Raw genomic sequence first — 21,760 nt, forward strand, 5'->3', positions numbered from 1 at the left:
GGCGACTTGAGAACGATTGCTATCTGGCCCCTCAGATCCGCTTGTCCTGAGGCGAGAACGGGAAGGCGACCGACTCCTGCGACTCCCCGGTCAGCAGGAAGTGGGACACCTCTTCCCGGGTCTGGGTGAAGACCTGCTGCAGCTGGTTCAACTCCCCCTCGCTCAGCTCCTCCTGCAGCCTAAGCCGCCACTCCAGCTCCCCGGCCAGCTGTTGCAGGCGGGAGGCGGAGATGTTGGCCGACACCCCCTTGAGGGTGTGCAGCAGCCGGCACGCCACCTCGGGCTGCTGGCGGCGCAAGGCGGAGCGTATGTCCCACAGATCGTCCCTGTGCTCGGAGAGGAACAGCTTGAACAGGATCTGCAGCGCCTCCCTGTCCTGTTCCAACCGACGCAGGGCATCGTCCAGATCCAGCACCCCCATCAGATCCGGCGGCTTGACCTCGAGGGGCACCCTGGACTCGCCGTCGCTGTTCTTCACCCACTGCAGCAGGTTGTTGTAGAGATCCAGCTTGCTCACCGGCTTGGTCACATAGCCGTTCATGCCGACCCCGAGGCAACGCTCCCGATCCCCCGGCATGGCGCTCGCGGTCAGGGCGATGATGGGGACGTCGTGCTTGTCCACCATCTTGCGGATCTGGCGGGTTGCATCCAGCCCGTCCAGCACCGGCATCTGCAGATCCATCAGGATGACGTCGAACGGCTGCTCCGCCACCTGCTCCACCGCCTCGCGCCCGTTATCCACCACGGTGACCTTGGCATCCACCCGGCGCAGGTACTCCATGATGAGTTGCTGGTTGACCCTGTTGTCTTCCGCCAGCAGCACCCGGGTGCCCTGCAGCAGATCGCGAAAATGCTGCTGATCCCCCTGCACCTCGGCCTGACGGACCTTGCTGTCGTGGGAGCTGCCATTGAGCAGCTCGTCCACCTTGGCCAGCAGGGCGTTCTCTGTCATCGGCTTGGCCAGGAAGTGGGTCAGCCCCATGCTCTCCATGCGCCCGTGCAGCCCCTCCCTTGACCAGGCGCTGGTCATCAGGACGGGCAGTCGCCGCCACTGGCTGTGCTGGTGCATCTCGAGGGCGAGATCCAGACCATCCTCCTGGCCCATGCGCCAGTCGAAGATGGCGAGCCGGATATGGTGCCCCTCCTCCCGCAGCACCTGGCGGGCCCGGGAGAGGCTGTTGACCGCGATCACGGTGGCGCCGGCGCGGCCCAGGATGTCCTTGGCCAGCTCCAGCACCAACTCGTTGTCATCCATCATCAGGATGAGAGGCTGATGATCGAAGAAGACCCGGCGCCCGGAGACCCCGTAGACCGCCTGGGAGATGGGGATCTCGAACAGGAAGGTGGAGCCCACCCCGGGCTTGCTCTGCACCCGGATCTCCCCCCCCATCAGCCCCACCAGGCGCTGTGAGATGTTGAGGCCCAGACCGGAGCCACCGTATTTGCGGGTGTTGCCCGCCTCCAGCTGGGTGAAGGGCTGGAACAGCTGCGCCACCTTCTCCGGGGCGATGCCGATGCCGGTGTCACGCACGCTGAAACAGACCCGCATGGGATGCTGATTGACCAGGGTGATGGCCACCTCCACCTCCCCCCGCTCGGTGAACTTGATGGCGTTGTTGACCAGATTGACCAGCACCTGACCGAGACGCAGCGGATCCCCGCGCAGGAAATCCGGTACGGCAGGGGACTTGTTGATGATGACCTCGATGTGCTTGCGCTCCGCCAGGTCGGCAAACATGGCGGCCAGGGAGTCGAGCTGCTCGCTGAGATCGAAGTCGATCTCCTCCAGCGTCAGCTTGCCGGACTCCACCTTGGTGAGATCCAGGATGTCGTTGATGAGCAGCAGCAGGGTATCTGACGAGGATTTGATCTTGTTGAGATAATCCCGCTGCTGGGGATCCAGGTTGCTCTGCAGGGCCAGGGCGCTGAAGCCGATGATGGCGTTCATGGGGGTACGGATCTCGTGGCTCATGTTGGCCAGGAAATCGCTCTTGGCCTGGGCCAGCAAGCCGGCATGGCGGGAGAGCTCGCTCAGCTTCTGGTTGCGGCGCCACAGGGTCGCGGCCACCAGAGAGAAGCAGAGCAGCGCCCCCCCCAGCACCATCAGATAGAACCGGCTCTTGAGGGAGGACGCCAGCTCCAGCTTGCTCTGCTTCCACGCGGGCAGCGAGCTGAGCCCCTTCATCTCGACAATGTGATTGCGCAGGCGGTGGTACTCCATCACCTGCTGGTTGAGCTCCTCGCTCAGCCGGACGGCGGCCGCCACCCTGGGCTGCCCCTGATAGAGGTCCAGCAGGCGCTGCTGCAGTGCCAGCAGGTGGCGCTGCTCACTCGTGTCCCAGCTGCGCCTGAGAAAGTGACTCAGACGCTGCAGCTCGGTGAGATCGCGATATTGCCCCTCACCAGCCGGCAAGCTCCCCTGCAGCGCCCGGATCTGCCCCTCGAAGCGGGGCGCCAGGTACTCTATGGTCATCTCTATGGTGTAGAGCTTGGCGAGATCCAGCAGATAGCCGTCGATGTCCCGCTGCAGTGCTTGGGAGCCGGGATCTCCGGCCGAATCCGGGTCTTCGCGCACCTTGCTCACGAAGCGGTCCAGATTGCTGGACAGCAGGCTGAGGCGCTGCTGCACACTGCCATCGCTGGCCTTCTCGCGCCCAAGCAGATACACGGTGTCGGTATTGACCCGATTCAGAACCAGCTCCGCAGCCACGCTCAGATCAAAGGCGCGTTGCTGCTGGCTGAGCAATTGCCAGCAATAGGCAGAAAACGCCAGCAGCGATACGATGATAAGGCCAAAGACAACACGATTCACCCGTGCAACACTCTTCATCCCGTCTCGATTCTCATGTCATGGTCGGCCACCCGGTGACGAAGGGTCACGACCGGAGGGCCCACTGTGAAAAACACCTGAGTGCTATGTTACCGTTAGTCGGCGCTCTGAATGCAATAAAGATGTTGCCGGGCCATGAAATAAGGAAGCAATTATGTCACTTGTCACCACCTATTGTAGCCAATGCTTTACCCGCAACCGCCTGCCAGCCGAAAAAGCAGACTCAAATGCAAAGTGCGGGCGCTGTCACGATCCCCTCTTCGCCCAGAGCCCGGTAGTGGGTCGACTGGCGCAGTTCGATGCCCTGATCCAGTCCGACATTCCGGTGGTCGTCGATTTCTGGGCTAGCTGGTGCGGTCCCTGCATGCAGTTCGCCCCCATCTTCCAGGAGGTCGCCCGGGAGCTTGAACCCCGCCTGCGTTTCGTGAAGCTCGACACAGAGCAGGAGGCCGCCGTTGCCAGCCGCTACGCCATCCGCAGCATTCCGACCCTGATGATCTTCCAGGGGGGGAAGATCCTGGCCCAGCGCAGCGGGGCTCTGCCCAAGGGGATGTTCAAGGAGTGGCTGCTCTCCTTTGTCAATACAGCCAAATGAAAACAGAATGTTTAATTTTTGTTTAATACAGGATCCATTTTCACTTGACTCTGTGAGTCGCCACATGGTTTGACCACAAGCCCCTGTTTCAAACAGGGGCTTGAATGTAATCTCGGCAACACAACAACAACCATAAATTAACCGAGAGAACAACATGCATACCTCAGCACTACCCTCCACCCCCTCGCGCTGGCTGGACATCAAGTCCGGGATCGTCATCCTGGATCTGCTCCTGCTCTGTGCCATGCTGGCCTGGCTACCCTTTGATCCCATGGTCAACAAGGGGCTCGCCATCCTGATCTTCATCGCCATCCTCTGGCTGACCGAGGCGGTCAACATCACCATCACCGCCATCTCCATTCCCGTGCTCGCTACCCTGCTCGGGGTATTCGACATGAGCAAGTCGCTGACCGACTTCGCCAACCCCGTCCTGTTCCTCTTCTTTGGCGGCTTTGCCCTGGCGGCAGCGCTCTCCAAGCAGGGACTGGACACCCAGATCGCCGCCAAGGTGATGCAACTCGCCAAGGGACACCTCGGCTGGGCCGCCATCGTGCTCTTCACCATCACGGCAGCCCTCTCCATGTGGATCAGCAACACCGCCACCGCCGCCATGATGATGCCGCTGGCCCTCGGCATGCTCAAGGGGCTGGATGTCCACAAGGAGCGCCGTACCCTGGTCTTCGTTCTGCTTGGCGTCGCCTACAGCGCCAGCATCGGCGGTATCGGCACCCTGGTGGGCAGCCCCCCCAATGCCATCGCCGCCGCCCAGATGGGACTGGGCTTCACCGACTGGCTGAAATTCGGTATTCCCGTGGTACTCATCTTCATGCCGGTGGGCATCGGCCTGCTCTATCTGGTGACCCGTCCCGACCTCTCCCATCAGGTCAGCACCGAGCAGGTCACCATCGAGTGGACGGGCCAGCGCAAGGTGACCCTGCTCATCTTCCTCACCACTGTACTGCTGTGGATCGGCTCCCAGCCTCTCGCCAAGGCCTTGGGTGGCATTCCCCAGTTCGATACCCTGATCGCCATGGGCGCCATCCTGGCCATCGCCGTCAGCCGGGTGGCCAACTGGGATGACATCAACCAGAACACCGACTGGGGCGTGCTGCTGCTGTTCGGAGGTGGCCTCACCTTAAGCGCCATCCTGAAGCAGACCGGGGCCAATGCCTTCCTGGCGGAGCACCTCTCCAGCGGCCTCGCCACCATGCCGATCTTCGTGATCCTGCTCTGCCTGGCCGCCTTCGTGGTGTTCCTGACCGAGCTGGTCTCCAACACCGCCACCGCCGCGCTCCTGGTGCCGCTGTTCGCCGGGGTGGCCGAAGCGCTGGGGGTCTCCCCCATCGTGGTGTCCGTGCTGATCGCGGTCGGCGCCTCCTGCGCCTTCATGCTGCCGGTGGCCACACCGCCCAACGCCATCGTCTTCGCGAGCGGCCACATCCAGCAGCGGGAGATGATGCGGGCGGGCCTGGTGCTGAACCTGGTGTTCACCGTCATTCTGACCATGCTGGCCTATTTCATGGGGGATATTCTCCATTGAACCCCACCGCCTCTTGATACCGGCGACCTGACGGAATGACCTCAAAGCCCCGCAATGTCGGGGCTTTGTTTTGCGTGCGTCACGTGAGACCTGACAAGGCAATCACTCCCTCCTGCATTAACACGTCCTTAAGAAATCCCTCCCATGATGCAGGCAACGATAAGGGTGTCCTCCGTGAGGCGGATGGCACCAACCCATCACAACGAGAGGGAAATGCCATGGAGAAAGCGATGCAAAGCAGCAAGGAGATCAAGGTGTGGGACGGTGTGGTCAGGATCTTTCACTGGGCCACCGTCGCTCTGTGCGTACTGAATCTGTTCATTCTCGAGGAGGGTGCGCGCAACCACCGCTATGCGGGATACGCGCTTGCCGGACTGCTGGTGCTGCGCATTTTGTGGGGATTCATCGGCTCCTACCACGCCCGCTTTGCCCACTGGCTGCCGACGCCGGCCGGCGTCATCGCCTATCTCAAGGAAACGTTCAAGGGGCGGCATCCCTATTATGCCGGCCACAATCCCCTGGGATCCCTGATGGTGTTGCTGCTGTTGACCTGCCTGGTAGGCACGGCTGTTAGCGGGATCCTGACCGAGTTCGGGCCGCTCTCCGGCAGCCACCTCATGGAGGAGGTGCACGAGTTCTTTGCCAAGACGCTGCAGGTCGCCATCTTCATCCATGTGCTGGCGGTCATCGCCCTCGATCGCCTGGTGCGGGGGGATCTCGTCAGGGGGATGATCACCGGCAGGAAACGGGTCCCGGCGGGCACCCGGGTGGTCGACAATCCCTGATGGCACAGCGCTATTCATGTGACATAAAAAAACCCCGCCATGCGGGGTTTTTCATCAGGGATGGCACTCAACCGACGCTGCAGCTTGTCAGCTTCCAGATCCGGTCCACGTAGTCCTGGATGGAGCGGTCGGAGTTGAACTTGCCCATGGTGGCGGAGTTGATGATGGCCTTCTTCGCCCACAGAGCCGGATCCCGGTACCAGGCATCGATCAGCTTGTGTGCCTCGGAGTAGGACTCGAAGTCCGCCAGGGTCAGGTAGGGATCCCCCCCTTCCAGCAGAGAACGCTTGATGGAGGAGAGCTCCCCCGGGCGGCCGGGCGTGAAGTAGTCGGTATCGAACCAGTCCAGTACAGCCTTGAGCTCGGAGTTGGCGTAGTAGAAGTCGTACGGGTTGTAGCCGCGCGCCTTCAGGGACTTCACCTCGTCCACGTTCAGACCGAAGATGGCGCAGTTCTCGGCGCCCGCCTCTTCGGCGATCTCGATGTTGGCGCCGTCCAGGGTACCTATGGTGATGGCGCCGTTCAGTGCCATCTTCATGTTGCCGGTACCGGATGCCTCGTAACCTGCGGTGGAGATCTGCTCGGAGACGTCCGCCGCCGGGATCAGCTTCTCGGCCAGGCTCACGCGGTAGTTCGGCATGAACACCACTTTCAGCTTGCCCTGGATACGGGCATCGTTGTTGACCCGCTCAGCCAGCTTGTTGATGGCGTAGATGATGTCCTTGGCCAGTTTGTAACCGGGCGCCGCTTTGGAGCCGAAGATGAACACGCGCGGATGCATGTCATAATCCGGGTTCGCCAGCAGGCGACGGTAGAGCGCCATGATGTGGATGAGGTTCAGCTGCTGGCGCTTGTATTCGTGCAGACGCTTGATCTGGACGTCGAAGATCGCCTCGGCGCTCACGTCGATGCCGGTTTCGGCCTTGATGACCTTGACCAGCTTCTCCTTGTTGTGGCGCTTGATGCTCATGAACTGCTGCTGGAAGGCCTTGTCATCGGCAAACTTCACCACGCTGCGCAGCTTGTCCAGTTGCAGCGGCCACTCCTTGCCCACCACCTCGTTGTAGAGCCCGGCGAGCTCGGGGTTGCAGGCCAGCAGCCAGCGACGGGGAGTCACGCCGTTGGTGACGTTGCACATCTTCTCCGGCCACAGCTCGGCATACTCGGGGAAGAGGTCTTCTTTCACCAGCTTGGAGTGGATCTCGGCCACACCGTTCACCTTGGAGGAGCCGATGACGCACAGGTTGCCCATGCGCACTTTGCGCACGTCACCCTCTTCGATGATGGAAAGCTTGGCCTTGATGGCGTCGTTACCCGGCCACTTGGGCTCCACCAGCTCGTTCAGGAAGCGGGCGTTGATTTCGTAAATGATTTCCAGATGGCGGGGCAGCACCTTCTCGAACAGGCTGACGGACCACTTCTCCAGCGCCTCGGGCAGCAGGGTGTGGTTGGTGTAGGAGAAGACCTGGTAGCAGATGCCCCAGGCGGTATCCCAGTTCAGCCCCTCTTCGTCAACCAGCACGCGCATCAGCTCGGGGATGGCCACGGTCGGGTGGGTATCGTTGAGCTGGATGGCGATCTGCGCGGCAAAGTTGCTGAAATCGGCGCCGTGTACCCGCTTGTAGCGGCGCAGGATGTCCTTGATGGAGCAGGCGCAGAAGAAGTACTGCTGGATCAGGCGCAGCTCCTTGCCCGCGTCGGTCTCGTCGTTCGGGTAGAGCACCTTGGAGATGGTCTCGGCCTGGGCCTTCTCGGCCTGGGAGTCGATGTAACCACCGGCGTTGAACACGTCCCAGTCGAAGAACTCGGAGGCACGGGATTCCCACAGACGCAGGATATTGACGGTGTGGCCACCGAAGCCGACCACAGGAATGTCCCAGGGCACCCCTTTGATCTTGCGACCGGCGTGCCACACCTTCTTCAGGCCACCCTTGTCACCAAACACGGTTTCCACGTAGCCGTAGAGGGGGATCTCCTGCACCGATTCCGGGCGGCAGATCTCCCAGGGGTTGCCGTATTCGCGCCAGGAGTCCGGACGCTCGATCTGGCGACCATCCTGGATCTCCTGACGGAACAGACCGTGCTCGTAATGGATGCCATAGCCGACCGCCGGGTAGTTGAGGGTGGCCAGGGAGTCGATGAAACAGGCTGCCAGACGGCCCAGACCACCGTTGCCGAGGGCCATGTCCGGCTCTTGCTCACACAGATCGGTCAGTTCCAGACCCAGCTCACCCAGCGCTTCTTCGCAGATCTTGTACAGGGATAGGTTGTGCAGGTTGTTGGAGGTCAGACGCCCCATCAGGAATTCAGCAGAGAGATAGTGAATCGCACGAGTATCTTTCTTGAAGTGAGTCTGCTGAGTGCGGGTCAGGCGCTCGTACACCTGTTCATTGACGGCGGCAGCGGTCGCTTTCCACCAGGCATCCGGAGAGGCTTTCTGTTCGCTTGTACCCAAGGTAGAACGCAGGTGACGCACGATACTCGCCTTGAGCTGATCTTTATCCAGTTGGAGATCCTGGTCTGTCTTCTTCTTGGTAGCCATAAACCATTTTCCTTCGTTACAAATAAAAATGTCATCCCATTGGGGACCGGTGCTGTTGTTATCTCTGAATATGCTCCGGCGTGGGCATACTAGCTAAAGGCTGGGGTTTAAAAGTTAACGTGAGTCACACTTTAACGCATAAAAATGACAGTTTCACCATGAAAACCCTTTCCTTTAAATCGCCTGAACAAAATATAAATACACAATAAAATCAAAGGCATACATAAAACAAAAAAAGATAGTCCCATGAATAGGTTTTCAATGTTTGCCTACGGCTGAAAATACGTGAAAATAACGGGCAAGATGATGGTGGATGAAACCGCTTTCAATCCTTGCCATGGTCAAGGGGCAATAAAAGGAAGGTGCTCCAGACGGAGCACCCTGCCATGCCAATTAACCATGAGCCTTGAACTGGTTGCTCACGGGGTCGTAGTGATACCCAATCTGCTGCAGACGGGTCGCCAGCTGATCCTCCGTCATGTCGTAGTAAGCCAGCAGCTCTTCCAGACCATCGCACTCCAGCCGCAGCTTCTCGTTGATGATCCCGAGCAGAATATTGGCATCCAGCCGCTGCAAGGTACTGATGTCCATCTTGCCCCCTCCTCTGGTCATACAGACTGTATAACCATGGGCGCCGGCCCGCACTTTGTCTACAGGTCAAAAAACACCCGCGCCAACAAGGATGTAAATACCATTGATATTCAATAGGTTAACCATGAACCTTGTTAATTAGCTCACATTTTTAACCACAAATGGCTTGTCACTTCCACTGGATAGAACTACTGTATACGCATACAGCATGGTTATTCATACAGGAACGACATATGAGCCAGCCCCTGAGTCATCGCCCTCTCTCCTCCTCTGCCGGTGTGATCACCACCTGGCCTACCCGCCATCAGAGCAAGATGGGGCATGATCATCGGCTTGGCGCACACCTGCAGGAGACGCCGTTGCTGGATGCCCTGGGGCGTCTGAGCCAGAGCGACAGCGGCTGGATCCTGCTCATCGCACCGCCCGGCCTGCCCGTGGCCGAACAGCTGCAGGCACGTGGGATCAACCCTGCCAGGGTGCTGGTCGTGCACGGTCGCAAGATCAGGAACTGGCAGCGTCTGCTGGAGCAGAGCCTGGTCAATGGCCACTGCGCCGCCGTACTGACCTGGCTGCCGGAGCAGGTTGCCCTGGATCGCGGCAGATTGAACACCCTAGGCCAGCGCGCCGGCGTCCTGACCCGCTTCTTCGAGCCCGCCCCCTCCCAGGGGAGCGCCATGAGCTACGGCGGTCAGGATGTGTACCTGAACCACTGATCGCGCCTCCGGAGCCAGAGCAGCCGCAAGGATGATCGCTGCGTTATCCGGCTATCTAGTCATTGTCACTGCGCTGCAGCAGGCAAATGCGGAGCACAAAAAAGGCGACCCAGAGGTCGCCTTTCGTCATGGCCATGCCGGGCACCTTGCCCGCCCCCGGCACGCGGGGTTGAAACGCATCACGCCAGCTTGGTATCCAGCTCGGCAATCTTGGCAGACCAGTAGGCCGGCCCGGTTTCATGGATGTTGTTGCCCTGGGAGTCGACCGCCACGGTGACCGGCATGTCTTCCACCTCGAACTCGTAGATGGCCTCCATCCCCAGATCGGCAAAGGCCACCACGCGCGCCTTCTTGATGGCTTTCGCCACCAGGTAGGCGGCGCCACCCACCGCCATCAGATAGACGGCCTGGTGCTGCTTGATGCTCTCGACCGTCTTGGGGCCACGCTCGGACTTGCCGATCATGCCGATGAGGCCGGTTTCCCCCAGCATCATGTCGGTGAACTTGTCCATCCGGGTGGAGGTGGTGGGGCCGGCCGGGCCAACCACTTCGTCACGGACCGCGTCGACCGGACCCACGTAATAGATGAAGCGGTTGGTGAAATCGACCCCTTCCGGCAGCCCTTCGCCATTCTTGAGCATGTCGGCGATACGCTTGTGAGCGGCATCGCGACCGGTCAGGATCTTGCCGGAGAGCAGCACGGTATCGCCACTCTTCCAGCTGGCGAGCTCGGCCTTGGTGATGCCATCCACGTTGACACGGCGCACGTTGCCGCCGGACTCGCGGGTGATCTCCGGCCAGTCTTCCAGCTTGGGCGGGGTCAGCTCCGCCGGGCCCGAGCCATCGAGCTCGAAATGCACGTGGCGGGTGGCAGCGCAGTTGGGGATCATCACCACGGGCTTGGAGGCGGCGTGGGTCGGGGCAGATTTCACCTTCACGTCGAGCACGGTGGTGAGACCGCCGAGGCCCTGGGCGCCGATCCCCAGCCGGTTGACCTTGTCATAGAGCTCGACCCGCAGCTTCTCTTCGGTGGTCTCGGGACCACGGGCGATCAGCTCCTGGATGTCGATGTGCTCCATCAGGGCTTCCTTGGCGAGCACGGCCGCCTTCTCGGCGGTGCCGCCGATGCCGATACCCAACATGCCCGGCGGGCACCAGCCGGCGCCCATGGTCGGCACGGTTTTCAGCACCCACTCGACGACGTCGTCGGAGGGGTTGAGCATCACCATCTTGGACTTGTTCTCGGAGCCGCCCCCCTTGGCCGCAATGCTCACCTCTACCTTGTCGCCGGGGATCATGTCGATGTGCACCACGGCCGGGGCGTTGTCTCTGGTGTTCTTGCGGCTGCCGGCCGGATCGGCCAGCACGCTGGCACGCAGCGGGTTGTCCGGATTGGTGTAGGCGCGGCGGGTGCCTTCGTCCACCATCTCCTGGACCGTCATGTCGCTGTCCCACTGCACCTGCATGCCGATCTTGACGAAACAGGTGACGATGCCGGTGTCCTGACAGAGCGGGCGATGACCTTCGGCAGACATGCGGGAGTTGATCAGGATCTGGGCCAGGGCATCCTTGGCGGCCGGGTTGATCTCGCGGTCGTAGGCGGCCTTGGCGGCCTGCACGAAATCGAGGGGGTGGTAGAAGGAGATGTACTGCAGGGCGTCAGCAATGGAATCGATAAAGTCCTGTTTTTTAATGATGCTCATATCATCCTCACTGGTCCTTGTTATCGCTAGCGCGAGCAAGGGCTTCCATATGAGCCGGGCCTTCGGCAGGCGGCAAATGCACCTGGAGCCGGCAGACTACGGCGTGTTTTTATAACGGTGTTTTTCTTAAAAATGCCGGCGGCCATGATACGCTTGACCACCCGAACCGGCTAGGGAGCCGGGTGCAAACTGTTGCCTATGTAACAAAAAATGAAACCAAGACTGCATATCCACCATTTCGACCCGCAAGCCTCGCTCCACACCTGGTTTGCCCGCTTGCAACACCAGCCCTGGGCCATCCTGCTGGAATCCGCCGGCCCCCAGGGGGCCGACAACCGCTTTGACATCATCAGTGCCGATCCTCTGGCCACCCTGGAGACCCGGGGTGAGAGCACCAGCCTCACCCGGGCTGGGCACCTGAGCCACCACCACGAGGATCCCCTCGCCCTGCTCGCCGATACCCAGCAGGCCCTGCTCGGTGATCAGGTGGAGGATAACTCTGGCCTGCCGTTTATCGGGGGAGCCCTGGGGTTGTTCGGCTACGATCTGGGGCGGCGATTCGAGCGTCTGCCCACACGGGCCCAAAGGGACATCCAGGTCCCCGACATGGCGGTGGGCATCTACGATTGGGCCTTGCTGCGGGACGTGGCGACCGACCGCTGGCAGCTGGTGCACTGGGGGGACGAGACCGGACTCGACCGCCGGCTGGCGTGGCTGATGGCACAAACCGGGCAGGAGACGCGCCCCTTTGGCTTGTTGGGCCCCTGGCAGAGCAACATGAGCCGGGCCGAGTATGGCGACAAGTTTGCCCGCATCCAGGCCTATCTGGCGGCGGGAGACTGCTACCAGATCAACCTGACCCAGCGTTTCAGCGCCCCCTATGAGGGAGACGAGTGGTTCGCCTATTGCGCCCTCAGTGCCGCCAACAAGGCGCCGTTCTCCGCCTTTTTCCGCCTGCCCCAGAGCGCCATTTTGAGCCTCTCCCCCGAGCGCTTTCTGCTGCTCGACGATCGCCATATCGAAACCAAACCCATCAAGGGCACCCGCCCCCGCCATCCGGATCCCGAGCTAGACGCCCGGGTGGCGGACGAGCTAGCCCACGCAGACAAGGACAGGTCGGAGAACCTGATGATCGTGGATCTGCTGCGCAACGACATCGGCCGGGTGAGCCGCCCGGGCACCGTCACCGTGCCGCACCTCTTTGCCGTGGAGTCCTTCCCTGCGGTGCACCACCTGGTCTCCACCATTCACGGGGAGCTGGATGCCCGCTGGCAGGGCGTGGATCTGTTGCGTGCCTGTTTCCCCGGCGGCTCCATCACGGGCGCCCCCAAAATCCGGGCAATGGAGATCATCGAGGAGCTGGAGCCCCACAGACGCAACGCCTACTGCGGCAGCATCGGCTACCTGAGCCAGCATGGGCGGATGGACACCAGCATCTGTATTCGCACCCTGATCGCCGAAACCGGTCACCTCCACTGCTGGGCGGGGGGCGGCATCATCGCCGACTCCGACCCGGACGCCGAGTATCAGGAGACCTACGACAAGGTGGCCCGCATCCTGCCGCTGCTGGGCACGCTATGAATCTGGCATGCGGCACCGCAGACCCAAGAGCAGAGGAGGACCACATTCAGATGACGCGCACCGAGCTGCTGACCCGCTTCCTGCTGCAACGCCCCGCCCCCGCCCATCGCCTGGCACTGGGGGGGCTCAAGCCAGCGGCGGTCTTGATGCCCCTGGTGGAGCGCCCCCGGGGCCTCCACCTGCTGTTGACCCGGCGCAGCCCGGCCCTGCGCCACCACCCGGGTCAGATCAGCTTTCCCGGCGGACGCCAGGATCCGGAGGACGAGAGTCTGATCCACACGGCACTGCGGGAGACCGAGGAGGAGCTCGGCATCCCCGCCGCCCAGATCCGGGTCATCGGCAGTCTCACCCCCCTCAACACCGTCTCCCGCTACGATGTGCTGCCGGTGCTGGCCATGCTCGACCCCGGCTATCGCCTGACCCTGAGCCAGGATGAGGTCGCGCAGGCCTTCGAGGTGCCCTTGAGCCATGTGCTGAACCCGGCCCATCACATCGCCCTCACCCTGCCGCGATCGGGCAGACACCACACCATCTACTGGATCCCCTGGGGCCACTCCTTCATCTGGGGCGCCACCGCCAGCATGATCCGCCAGTTGGCCCAGCACCTGTCAGAGCAACATATTGATAACTTAACCGGGCGAGAAATTATCCAATTAACACTCAAATAACATTGCATATGATAAATAAATTTTGATTTTTTATTCTTTTGATCACATTTCTACAAGAAAGTACGGGTTTCGACCTGATAAAGGTGAATTTGATCAACATTTTTGATTAAAAAGACAGTATTCTTGCGCCGACTAATTAAAACCACACATTCGGGGTGAGACACATGTCCAATACAGTCACTGGCGCACAGGATGTTGCAGCCGTACAGGAGCAAGGAACCCGCTCTACCCAAGCACGTGGTTGGAGCAAGCAAGACTCCACCTGGGTGATCAGCCTGTTCGGTACCGCAGTCGGTGCTGGCATCCTGTTCCTGCCCATCAACGCCGGCATGGGTGGCTTCTGGCCGCTGGTCGTGATGGCGCTGCTGGTCGGCCCCATGACCTACCTGGCTCACCGCGGCCTGGCCCGTTTCGTGCTTTCCTCCAAGCAGCCCAACGCAGACATCACCGAGGTGGTGGAAGAGCACTTCGGCATCGGTGCCGGCAAGCTCATCACCCTGCTCTACTTCTTCGCCATCTACCCCATCGTGCTGATCTACGGGGTGGGCATCACCAACACGGTGGAAAGCTTCCTGGTCAACCAGCTGCAGATGACGCCGCCACCGCGCTGGATCCTCTCCATCGTGCTGATCATGGCCATGATGTCCGTGATGCTGGCTGGCGAGAAGCTGATGCTGAAGGTCACCGAATTCCTGGTCTACCCGCTCATCGCCATTCTGGCCGGTATCTCCCTCTACCTCATTCCGGACTGGACCGGCGCGGCCCTGAGCGAAGTGCCAAGCGCCAAGGACTTTGCCACCACCCTGTGGCTGACCATTCCCGTGCTGGTGTTCTCCTTCAACCACAGCCCGGCCATCTCCAGCTTCGCCCTGGCCCAGCGTCGCGATCACGGTGACAATGCCGTCGCCAAGTCCGACGCAATCCTCAAGCGCACCGCCCTCATCCTGCTGGGTTTCGTGATGTTCTTCGTCTTCTCCTGCGTGATGAGCCTGACACCGGCCCAACTGGCAGAAGCCAAGTCCCAGAACATCGCCGTGCTCTCCTACCTGGCCAACCAGCATGCCAGCCCCATCATCTCCTACTTCGGTCCGCTGGTTGCCTTCGTGGCCATCGTCTCCTCCTTCTTCGGTCACTATCTGGGTGCCCGTGAAGGCCTGAAAGGGATGATCGTCCAGAACATGCGCAACTCCGGCAAAGAGCCGAACCACAAGAAGATCGAGCTGTTCATCATCGCCTTCTTCATCCTGACCCTGTGGGGCGTGGCCGTGATCAACCCCTCCATCCTCGGGATGATCGAGTCCCTGGGTGGCCCCATCATCGCCACCATCCTGTTCCTCATGCCCATGTACGCCATCAAGCGCGTACCGGCCATGGCGAAATACCAGGGTCAGATCAGCAACGTCTTCGTGGCAGTCATGGGTCTTATCGCCATCTCCGCCATCCTCTATCAGCTGGTCGGCTAATCCCGCCCTCGATAGCGTCGGGCCCCCCTGGCCCGACTCATCCCCCACAGCCCGGCAGGCTCAGTCTGCCGGGCTGTGTTTATTACAGCGCCTGTCAAGGCAAGCCTTCCCGCCCCCCTCTTCCAACCCATTCCAGCCACTGCCCCTCCTGACACCATCACAGGCAACGAAGACCCTTGCCCTCTTCCCTTGCCTATCCCATCCGTTCGCATCTCCCTCTTGCCGCCACGCCACCATCGCGCCCTCTACCTAAGTGCAAGCGCCGGACGTTTTCACAAAGAGGCGTGACCGGGCAAAGAGAACTGGCGAAAGACACTAGATCGCGGACGCCCCCCGCCAGCGCGGACCGCGCCAGTGGCGCTTGCCGTCACCACCGATTCAGGTCGACGGATCTGATAGAAGAGTGGGCAGGCACTCAGGCATCGGCAAACCGTCTGCCCTCACGACAGTCCAGGTCAAATCGCTTTTCGGGTCTGTGGCATGGAGCCTTTTGGGTTCACCAGCACAGGCCCTCGCCCCCTGGCAAGCCCCTCGACCAGGCGCCGTGATCAGCCCCATAGCCAACACCGGGGCGATGCAGGAAAGATCCGGGAGCACATCCTACGAGACGGTCAGGAACTGACCGCGCTGAGGTTGATGGCAGATGGTTGATGGTTGATGACAGAGGGCAGAGGGCAGAGGGCAGAGGGCAGAGGGCAGGCAATAAAAAGCGCCCTCCGAGGAGGGCGCCAGCATCTCGTTTAAAACGAGAAGATCAGGCTTCGCGGCTGGGAACCGGAGCGGCATCCAGCAGGCTCTCATCCTCGGCCATGCAGGCAGCCGCGGTGAACAGCACGTCGGTGGAGCTGTTGAGGGCCGTTTCGGCGGAATCCTGCAACACCCCGATGATGAAGCCAACGGCCACCACCTGCATGGCGATGTCGTTGCTGATGCCGAACAGGCTGCACGCCAGCGGGATCAGCAGCAGGGAGCCGCCAGCCACGCCGGAAGCGCCGCAGGCGCTGATGGTGGCGACCACGGAGAGCAGAATGGCCGTCGCCAGATCCACTTCCATGCCCAGAGTGTGCACCGCCGCCATGGAGAGCACGGTGATGGTGATGGCGGCGCCGGCCATGTTGATGGTGGCTCCCAGCGGGATGGAGACCGCATAGGTATCTTCCGGCAGGCGCAGCTTCTCGGCCAGGGCCATGTTGACCGGGATGTTGGCCGCGGAGCTGCGGGTGAAGAAGGCGGTCACGCCGCTCTCTTTCAGGCAGGTCAGCACCAGCGGATAGGGATTGCGCTTGATCTTCCAGAACACGATGAGCGGGTTGACCACGAAGGCGATGAACAGCATGCAGCCGATCAGCACCACCAGCAGCTGGGCATAGCCGAACAGTGCGTCGAAGCCGGTCTCGGCCAGGGTGGATGCGACCAGACCCAGAATGCCGAGCGGGGCGCAACGGATCACGGCCTTGACGATGGTAGACACCCCGTGGGACAGATCGGAAATCAGCGCCTTGGTGCTCTCATTGGCGTGACGCATGGCGATGCCAAGGCCGATGGCCCAGGCCAGGATGCCGATGTAGTTGGCGTCCAGCAGCGCTTTCACCGGGTTGGTCACCACGTTGAACAGCAGGGTCTGCAGCACTTCCGTGATGCCGCCAGGCGGCGTGATCTCGGCGTTGCCGGCCACCAGGTGCAGGTCGGAAGGGAAGAGGAAGCTTGCGACCACGGCCACCGCTGCCGCCAGGAAGGTACCCAGCACATAGAGCAGCAGAATAGGTTTCATGTTGGTCTTCTGACCCTGCTTGTGGCCGATGATCGCCGACATCACCAGCACGAAGACCAGCAGCGGCGCCACGGCCTTCAGGGCGCCGACGAACAGGCTGCCAAGCAGGCCCGCCGCCTTGGCCCACTCGGGCATGAACATGGCAAGGAGGATACCGAATACCAGACCGACCAGGATCTGGCTAACCAGACTGGTGCTGTTGACCAGTCGAATGAGGGGGTGTTGTTGTGTCATCAAGTAGTCCCTGTGCACTCATGGTGCGTGAATCATTAGTCCTGTTGGCAACCAGCCCCGCGCATTGGTACCGGTCCGATGACGGTGGCGCCGTGGGCAGCTCTTCTGGTGGATCTGTCCCGTTCGCGTGGGGTTGCGGACAAGGAATATCCCATCTGCCATCGTTTTTTTCCACATAATCACTGAAAAATATCAGGGTTACCTCACAAAAAATCTACAACAATGTGATAACACAATATCAACGCCGGTTGAAATGTCACCAAACCAGTCCGATCCTCGGTCACGGGGGGCCCAGGAGTGGTATGATGTCGCCCTTTGTCAAGGAGCCTTGCCATGATCACCTCTCTGCTGACACGACACTTCGGCTTCGATCAATTGCGCCCGGGTCAGGAGGCGGTGATCAGCCGTCTGCTGGCGGGCAAGAGTGCGGCGGCCATCTTCCCGACCGGGGCTGGCAAATCCCTCTGCTATCAGCTGCCCGCTCTGGCACTGCCGCACCTGACCCTGGTCATCTCCCCCCTGCTGGCGCTGATGCACGATCAACTCGCCTTCTTGCAGCGCAAGGGGATCGCGGCCGCGACCCTGGACTCCAGCCAGACGGTGGAAGAGAGCCGGCACGTGATGCAGCAGGCCAGCGATGGCCAGCTCAAGATCCTGATGATCTCGGTAGAGCGCCTCAAGAACGAACGCTTTCGCCGCTTCATCGCCCAGGTACCCCTCTCCCTGCTGGTGGTGGACGAAGCCCACTGCATCTCGGAATGGGGTCACAACTTTCGCCCCGACTACCTGAAGTTGCCGGATCATCGCCGCGAGCTCGGCATTCCTCAGGTACTGCTGCTGACCGCCACCGCCACCCCGGCGGTCATGGCCGATATGCAGGAGAAGTTCGCCATCGACGGAGAAGATCTGGTGGTGACCGGCTTCTATCGCCCCAACCTGGACCTGGCCGTGCTCCCGCTGGGCGGGCGCGCACGGGATAACTGGCTGCGCGAGGAGCTGCACCGGGATCCCGGTGCCCCCACCATCGTCTATGTCACCCTGCAACACAGCGCAGAGCAGTGCGCCGCGCAGTTGCAGGCCAGCGGCATCCGGGCGTGCGCCTACCATGCGGGGCTGGATCCCGCCCTGCGCAGCCAGATCCAGCACGACTTCATGACCGGCCAGATCGCTTGCATCGTCGCCACCATCGCCTTTGGCATGGGTATCGACAAGGCCGACATTCGCCGGGTCATTCATTACGATCTGCCGAAATCCATCGAGAACTACAGCCAGGAAATAGGCCGTGCCGGGCGCGACGGCCTCCCCTCCCGCTGTACCGTCCTGGCCAGCCGTACCCAGCTGCCGGTGCTGGAGAATTTTGTCTATGGTGACACCCCGGATCGCTCGGCCATCGTCACGCTGCTCGAAATCCTGCTGCAAAGCGGGAGCGAGTGGGAATTCAGCCTGCTGCGCCTCTCCAACGAGACCAACATCCGCCAGCTGCCCCTCAAGACCCTGCTGGTCTATCTGGAGATGGCGGGCATCATAGCGCCAGCCTACAGCTACTTTGCCGAGTACCGTTTCAAGCTCGTGCTGGAAAAGCAGGAGATCCTTGCCCGTTTCAATCCCGAACGCCGCCAGTTTCTGGAGCAGCTGTTTGCGTGCGCTCCCCAGGCGCGCACCTGGTGCACCATGGACTTCGATGCGCTGTGGCAGGGATATCAGGGGGAACGCCAGCGGGCCGCGGCGGCGCTGGATTACCTGCAGCAGCAGGGCTGGATCGAGCTGGAAAGCAAACAGATGACCGAGGTCTATCGGGTGCTGCGCCAGCATATCGATACGGTGACACGGGCCGAAGAGCTCCATGGGCTGTTTGAAAAGAAAGAGCAGAGCGAGCTGGGCCGTCTGCAGGCCCTGCTGGCGTTCTTCTCGTCGACCGCTTGCCTGAGCCACGCACTGGCCCGCTATTTTGCCGACGACGCGGCGCCCGAGCGGTGCGGGCACTGTTCCGTCTGCCGGGGAGAGGTCGCCCAGCTGCCCCCGGAGCCGATTGCGCCCTTGCCAAACGAACACGGTCTGCGCGCCTGGTGCGATCCCTTTGTCGCCCTGAGCCACCAGCGCTCGCCCCGGGTACTGACGCGCTTCCTGTGCGGCATCGCCACCCCGCTCACCACCCGCCTCAAGGCTAGGCAACTCGCGGGCTTTGGACAACTCGCGGCGCACCCCTTCGCCGACGTGCTGTGCGCGGTCTCCGCGCTTTATCCCGACGAGACCTCAATCGCCGGACGCTGAAAAAATAAGACCCTCGCGGTTGCGAGGGTCAAGCCAACGGAAACGTGCTTAAACAGAGCTTAGTATCTGCACAATCACCCACTCTCTTGCTAAAGCGATGACTGCTCGACACAGGGCCAATCTAGAGCAGCCAGAATGTAGCGTCAATGTAAAAATTAGAGCTAAAACACCAAACAGGATGCGTTACGTTAACGTAAGCGGAATATATTTTTACCCTCTTTTCTTCGCATCCCTTGCACCGCCTGCACTGCGGCTGCACGGGATCGGTAAACCCTCTATTCTCCCCCCTGCCACGCAAACATTTATTTTTTATGTCTTTGACATTTACATCACTGTCGTGGCAGAAATAATTTAACAGTCAGTAACATAGGTATGTCATTGGCTGCACCTTCCCGCATCTTGATCGGGAAGCTCCCGTACAAACTTAAACCAATGATGGCGATGGATTACTGGGGGCTGTTGACTAGGCTTAAGACGTAAACAGAACAAAAGTAGTGATCCACTCTTTTTCAGGGCAAGCGACTATAACGAGGGCTAAGTTATGGGCATCTTCGAGCACTATCAACAGCGGTATGAGAAGGCCAGAGAGGAGGAGTACAGCATCCAGGAGTTTCTGGATATGTGCAAACAGGATAAATCCTGCTACGCCTCCGCCGCCGAACGTCTGCTGACAGCCATCGGCGAGCCGGAAATGATCGATACCTCGACCAATCCGCGCCTCAGCCGCCTCTTTTCCAACCGCGTCGTCGCGCGCTATCCCGCTTTCAAAGACTTCTATGGCATGGAAGATGCCATAGAGCAGATCGTCTCCTATCTCAAACATTCGGCTCAGGGTCTGGAAGAGAAGAAACAGATCCTCTATCTGCTGGGGCCGGTTGGCGGTGGTAAATCCTCGCTGGCAGAGAAGCTCAAGTCCCTGATGCAAAAGGTGCCCATCTATCGCATCAAGGGTTCACCGGTCAACGACCACCCCTTCTGCCTGTTCGACATCGAGGAGGATGGCGAGATCCTGGAAAAGGAGTACGGCATTCCTCGCCGCTACCTGAGACCCATCATGTCCCCCTGGGTCGCCAAGCGCCTGCACGAATTTGGCGGCGACATCACCAAGTTCAAGGTGGAGAAGGTCAACCCCTCCATTCTCGACCAGATCGCCATCGCCAAGACCGAACCGGGCGATGACAACAACCAGGACATCTCCTCCCTGGTGGGCAAGGTGGATATCCGCATGCTGGAACACTATGCCCAGGATGACGCCGACGCCTACTCCTACTCCGGCGCCCTGTGCAAGGCGAACCAGGGGATGATGGAATTCGTGGAGATGTTCAAGGCCCCCATCAAGGTGCTGCACCCGCTGCTGACCGCAACGCAAGAGGGGAACTACAACGGGACCGAAGGGCTCTCCGCCCTCCCCTTCGACGGCATCCTGCTGGCCCACTCCAACGAATCCGAGTGGCAGCAGTTCCGCAACAACAAGAACAACGAGGCCTTCCTCGACCGGGTTTACATCGTCAAGGTGCCCTACTGCCTGCGTGTCTCGGAAGAGGTGAAAATCTATGAAAAACTGCTGTTCAACAGCGAACTGACCGAGGCCAAATGCGCCCCGGGCACCCTGGAGCTGCTGGGCCAGTTCTCTGTGCTGTCGCGCCTCAAAGAGCCGGAAAACTCCAGCCTCTACTCCAAGATGCGGGTCTATGACGGCGAGAGCCTCAAGGACACGGATCCCAAGGCGAAGAGCTACCAGGAGTACCGCGACTACGCCGGCGTGGACGAGGGGATGAACGGTCTCTCCACCCGCTTCGCGTTCAAGATTCTCTCCCGCGTCTTCAACTTCGACCACGCGGAAGTGGCCGCCAACCCGGTGCACCTCTTCTATGTGCTGGAACAACAGATCGAACGGGAGCAGTTCCCGCAAGAACTGCACGATCGCTATCTGGAGTTCATCAAGGGCTACCTGACCCCGCGCTACGTGGAGTTCATCGGAAAAGAGATCCAGACCGCCTATCTCGAGTCGTACTCCGAGTACGGCCAGAACATCTTCGATCGCTACGTCACCTACGCCGACTTCTGGATCCAGGATCAGGAGTACCGTGACCCCGAGACCGGCCAGCTGTTTGACCGGGCATCTCTCAACAGCGAGCTGGAGAAGATCGAAAAACCCGCCGGGATCAGCAACCCGAAGGATTTCCGCAACGAAATCGTCAACTTCGTGCTGCGTGCCCGGGCCAACAATGCAGGCCGTAACCCCAACTGGACCAGTTACGAGAAGCTGCGCACCGTGATCGAGAAGAAGATGTTCTCCAACACGGAAGAGCTGCTGCCGGTTATCTCCTTCAACAGCAAAACCTCGGCCGAGGAGCAGAAGAAGCACGATAACTTTGTCGAACGGATGATGGAGAAGGGCTACACCCGCAAACAGGTGCGCCTGCTCTCCGAGTGGTATCTCAGGGTCCGCAAGTCATCCTGACCCTGACCT

14 protein-coding genes are annotated in these 21,760 nt (G+C 60.7%); 9 read left to right on the forward strand and 5 right to left on the reverse strand.

The features are described 5' to 3' along the window. Positions 1-31 precede the first annotated feature (31 nt). Positions 32-2,830 carry a response regulator gene (locus tag I6L45_RS17390; RefSeq protein WP_216982759.1) on the reverse strand — a complete coding sequence of 933 codons (2,799 nt, stop codon included), beginning with the start codon at positions 2,828-2,830 and terminating at the stop codon, positions 32-34. A gap of 154 nt (positions 2,831-2,984) precedes the next feature. Between I6L45_RS17390 and trxC the strand changes: the two genes are divergently transcribed. The 3 genes from trxC to I6L45_RS17405 all read left to right on the forward strand — a co-directional run bounded on the left by trxC (position 2,985) and on the right by I6L45_RS17405 (position 5,750). Further along, the gene (trxC, locus tag I6L45_RS17395; RefSeq protein ID WP_216982760.1) at positions 2,985-3,425 is read left to right on the forward strand and encodes a thioredoxin TrxC; all 441 of its coding nucleotides are present in this window, start codon (positions 2,985-2,987) and stop codon (positions 3,423-3,425) included. Between the two features lie 154 nt (positions 3,426-3,579). Then, entirely contained in the window at positions 3,580-4,965 is a 1,386-nt protein-coding gene (locus tag I6L45_RS17400) for a DASS family sodium-coupled anion symporter (RefSeq protein WP_216982761.1), read from the forward strand. A gap of 230 nt (positions 4,966-5,195) precedes the next feature. Further along, on the forward strand, positions 5,196-5,750 hold the full coding sequence (locus tag I6L45_RS17405; protein ID WP_216982762.1) for a cytochrome b/b6 domain-containing protein: 555 nt from the start codon (positions 5,196-5,198) through the stop codon (positions 5,748-5,750). Between the two features lie 67 nt (positions 5,751-5,817). Here the strand turns inward: I6L45_RS17405 and I6L45_RS17410 are convergent, their stop codons facing one another. Both I6L45_RS17410 and I6L45_RS17415 read right to left on the reverse strand, forming a co-directional pair. Continuing rightward, entirely contained in the window at positions 5,818-8,292 is a 2,475-nt protein-coding gene (locus I6L45_RS17410; RefSeq protein ID WP_216982763.1) for a glycogen/starch/alpha-glucan phosphorylase, read from the reverse strand. 393 nt (positions 8,293-8,685) lie between these two features. Next, entirely contained in the window at positions 8,686-8,883 is a 198-nt protein-coding gene (locus tag I6L45_RS17415; RefSeq protein WP_216982764.1) for a DUF4250 domain-containing protein, read from the reverse strand. 233 nt (positions 8,884-9,116) lie between these two features. Here I6L45_RS17415 and I6L45_RS17420 point away from each other — a divergent pair, with 233 nt between their 5' ends. Then, a complete protein-coding gene (locus I6L45_RS17420) occupies positions 9,117-9,596 on the forward strand; it encodes a cell division inhibitor (protein ID WP_216982765.1) in 480 nt (159 codons plus the stop codon). Positions 9,597-9,775: 179 nt separating this feature from the next. Here I6L45_RS17420 and I6L45_RS17425 read toward each other — a convergent pair whose 3' ends face one another. After that, on the reverse strand, positions 9,776-11,299 hold the full coding sequence (locus I6L45_RS17425; RefSeq protein WP_216982766.1) for a fumarate hydratase: 1,524 nt from the start codon (positions 11,297-11,299) through the stop codon (positions 9,776-9,778). Positions 11,300-11,509: 210 nt separating this feature from the next. Here I6L45_RS17425 and pabB point away from each other — a divergent pair, with 210 nt between their 5' ends. The 3 genes from pabB to I6L45_RS17440 all read left to right on the forward strand — a co-directional run bounded on the left by pabB (position 11,510) and on the right by I6L45_RS17440 (position 15,011). Next, positions 11,510-12,880 carry an aminodeoxychorismate synthase component I gene (gene pabB / locus I6L45_RS17430; RefSeq protein ID WP_216982767.1) on the forward strand — a complete coding sequence of 457 codons (1,371 nt, stop codon included), beginning with the start codon at positions 11,510-11,512 and terminating at the stop codon, positions 12,878-12,880. Between the two features lie 50 nt (positions 12,881-12,930). Continuing rightward, positions 12,931-13,548: a CoA pyrophosphatase gene (locus tag I6L45_RS17435; protein ID WP_216982768.1), complete on the forward strand. Its 618-nt coding sequence runs from the start codon at positions 12,931-12,933 to the stop codon at positions 13,546-13,548. Between the two features lie 164 nt (positions 13,549-13,712). Next, positions 13,713-15,011, forward strand: a complete 1,299-nt coding sequence (locus tag I6L45_RS17440; RefSeq protein WP_216982769.1) for an HAAAP family serine/threonine permease — start codon at positions 13,713-13,715, stop codon at positions 15,009-15,011. Positions 15,012-15,765: 754 nt separating this feature from the next. On the opposite strand, the gene sstT is transcribed toward I6L45_RS17440, so the two are convergent. Then, complete coding sequence (gene sstT / locus I6L45_RS17445; RefSeq protein ID WP_216982770.1) at positions 15,766-17,016, reverse strand: serine/threonine transporter SstT; 1,251 nt, start codon at positions 17,014-17,016, stop codon at positions 15,766-15,768. 333 nt (positions 17,017-17,349) lie between these two features. Between sstT and I6L45_RS17450 the strand changes: the two genes are divergently transcribed. Further along, positions 17,350-19,287 (forward strand): ATP-dependent DNA helicase RecQ, encoded by a 1,938-nt coding sequence (locus I6L45_RS17450; protein ID WP_216982771.1) that lies wholly within the window; start codon positions 17,350-17,352, stop codon positions 19,285-19,287. Positions 19,288-19,828: 541 nt separating this feature from the next. Next, entirely contained in the window at positions 19,829-21,751 is a 1,923-nt protein-coding gene (locus tag I6L45_RS17455) for a PrkA family serine protein kinase (protein WP_043808309.1), read from the forward strand. Positions 21,752-21,760: the final 9 nt, after the last annotated feature.

Source organism: Aeromonas sp. FDAARGOS 1415 (assembly GCF_019048365.1).
Classification (GTDB): Bacteria; Pseudomonadota; Gammaproteobacteria; order Enterobacterales; family Aeromonadaceae; genus Aeromonas; species Aeromonas taiwanensis.